This is a genomic window from Moorena sp. SIO3I8, assembly GCF_010692325.1.
Classification (GTDB): Bacteria; Cyanobacteriota; Cyanobacteriia; order Cyanobacteriales; family Coleofasciculaceae; genus Moorena.
Map to the genome: position 1 here is coordinate 1 of NZ_JAAHHW010000259.1, position 2819 is coordinate 2819.

Consider the following 2819-nt stretch of genomic DNA (forward strand, 5'->3'; position numbering starts at 1 on the left):
CTCTCCCCACCCCCTATCTCCCCACACTCCCCACACTCCCCACCCTCCCCATCTCCCCATCTCCCCACACTTCCCACACTCTCCCCATCTCCCCATCTCCCCATCTCCCCATCTCCCCATCTCCCCATCTCCCCACCCTCCCCACACTTCCCACACTTCCCACACTTCCCACCCTCCACTCCCGAACAATACTCTGGACAAATGACAATAGTTGATAGTACCAATGTTCTATAGAGCAATCACTAAGAACGACCATTTTTTGTCAAGAGTCTTATGGAAAACCTCACATCTGCTCAACAAGAACTCTACGATTGGCTGGTTAATTATATTCGCATCTCACACCATGCCCCTTCGATCCGGCAAATGATGAGAGCAATGAACTTGCGCTCACCAGCACCGATTCAGAGTAGGCTGGAACATTTGCGTAGCAAGGGATATATTGATTGGACTGAAGGAAAAGCCCGGACGATTAGGCTGCTGCGGCATTGTAATTTGGGAGTTCCTGTATTAGGAGCGATCGCAGCCGGGGGCCTAGTGGAACCTTTCACCGACACAGTTGAGGAGTTGGATATATCTGGCTTTTTCTATCAACCAGGTAATTTTGCTCTGCGGGTTACTGGAGACAGCATGATCGAAGACCTAATTGCAGAAGGGGATGTGGTGATTATGCGACCAGTGCCTGATCCCGATGACATCAAGAATGGTCTAATTGTAGCGGCACGGGTGGATGGACATGGTACTACCTTGAAACGTTTCTATCGTAAGGGTGATAAAGTTACTCTTAAACCTTCTAATGCTAAATACCACCCCATAGAAATTATGGCAAAACATGTCCAGGTTCAAGGAGTATTAGTTGGTGTCTGGCGGGGATATGATCAAAATTTAACAGCTGCAGCGATACATTAGCCATACCATAACAATAAGGAGAGCGAAGCATCTTGGTAATTCTTAGCTATCGCTCTCCCATCAGTAATATTCAGTTATCTAAGGCTCTATTCTAAGCTTTCATGGCCTGTTTGCGCTTTAGTGCTGAACCAGCACCTATTGCACTTACTGCTAGTAGACCAAAAACCGAAGCCGGTTCAGGGACATCAATGGACTTTGCCAGGATGAACTGCTCCTGAGCCTCCGTTATTGATTGTCCATAAGCGTGATGGTACTTAAAAGAACCTGATTCTCCAGCAGCGAGAAGTAATTCAATACCAATATGTGTTCCCAGGTCTACAAAATCGCCATTACCATCAAATGGATCATTAAAGAAATTGTTCAAATCAAAACCATTAAATATCGCAAAAGGATTACCAGAAGCAACAGTCACATCAGGGTCTAGTGACCCCAAGACTACTGTAAGACCATCTTGTTCTGTGGCTTGACCGACTGTTGCCAATCCAGCATCCGTTGAGAGTGACAACACATCATTGAAAGTGCCGAAGCCGTTTCCTTGATCAATACCCTGGTCTGGATCAAACGTGTCAAAATAACGCAGCGCTACGTCTGAACCATTGTTAACAAATTCAGTTGAGATGCTCAACACGTTAAAATCGGGAACCAGGGAATAGGTGCGGGTAAAATCAACATTAGCACCCCCTCCAGTGTATGTTCCTGTCACGGACACAGAGTCACCGCTGCTACTAACACTTAGGGGTTGTTGGGTAACACCTGTTGTGGTGTTTCTGACAAAAGTAGATGTGTTTGTCCCGTTTTGAAAACCAAAGTCGGAGATAGGAGCTCCTGGGTTAAAAAAATCACTAGCAAAGAATGTCATTTGGTCAAATAATACGGTATCAATCGCACCGTTGTCTTCTCGAATTGTGACTTCTAGGGAACCATTGCTGAGAGTAACGGCTTGTGCTGATGCAGTTCCTAGGGACAGGAAAATCATGCTTGTAGCACCCAGTAAAACGGCTGAATTTTGAACAATAGATCCTGCTATTGCTATTGCCATTGATGACTTGGTCATGAGAGTTGAATTAGCCATAATTTTACCGCCAAAAGAAAATGGTTATTGGGTTGTATTTAGTGAAATAATTTACTCACTAAATTAAATAACAATGGCAGAAAAGTCAGTAGTAAAAAGTAGGACGATTCAGGGATAAGCTTTATAAGCTTTTTGTAAAGAAGTAATCGATATTCATCAAGGGTTTGTAAAGTTATAGGTTGGTTTATGAATTACTGATAAAGAAGTATACTTTATTTATAAATTTTTACTAAAGCTGCCGATGAGTATCCTTAAACTTAACTCTTTATTTTGTTTTTTTTTTATGATCAAACTATTCAAGATAGTTTTGAATTAAAATACCTTGAATAGTTTGATAATTTTTTGAAAAAATTAATGCATATTGAAGAAGCAATCGAACTTTTGCAATGCTTGGTGTTTGCCAAAACTGACCAGCATTTGGATAAAGTCCAAATTGATGTATTGCGGGGAGCTTGGGAAAATCACACTTATGATATAATTGCGGAAACTTACTGTTTTTCTAGTGCCCATGTCAAGACAGTTGGTGCCAAATTATGGCACTTGCTCTCTAAAGTATTGGGGACAAAGGTCAACAAAAAAAACGTTCAGGTCGTCCTCAAACGTATCGCAAGAGATTGGCAACAGGAGAGCAGCCGTAGAATTTCAAGCTCCCCAATCCTGGAATTACCCGGAGGTCAAGTTCCTCTAGATTCCCCTTTTTATGTAGAGCGTCCCCCCATCGAAGCATGCTCATATCATGCCATTTTGCAACCCGGAGCCTTGATTCGGATTTATGCTCCCAGGCAAATGGGCAAAACCTCCCTGATGGCCAGGATTCTGGAGCAGGCACGATGGCAGGGAA

3 protein-coding genes are annotated in these 2819 nt (G+C 43.2%); 2 read left to right on the forward strand and 1 reads right to left on the reverse strand.

Annotation, left to right across the window (positions count from 1 at the left end; all coding sequences use genetic code 11):
* Positions 1-273: 273 nt before the first annotated feature.
* Positions 274-906: a transcriptional repressor LexA gene (lexA, locus tag F6K51_RS35860; protein ID WP_293030580.1), complete on the forward strand. Its 633-nt coding sequence runs from the start codon at positions 274-276 to the stop codon at positions 904-906.
* A 91-nt stretch (positions 907-997) separates the two neighbouring features.
* On the opposite strand, the gene F6K51_RS35865 is transcribed toward lexA, so the two are convergent.
* Complete coding sequence (locus F6K51_RS35865) at positions 998-1978, reverse strand: PEP-CTERM sorting domain-containing protein (RefSeq protein ID WP_293030583.1); 981 nt, start codon at positions 1976-1978, stop codon at positions 998-1000.
* 354 nt (positions 1979-2332) lie between these two features.
* Here F6K51_RS35865 and F6K51_RS35870 point away from each other — a divergent pair.
* Positions 2333-2819: AAA-like domain-containing protein (locus tag F6K51_RS35870; protein WP_293030586.1), on the forward strand; the 487-nt coding region annotated here is incomplete at its 3' end.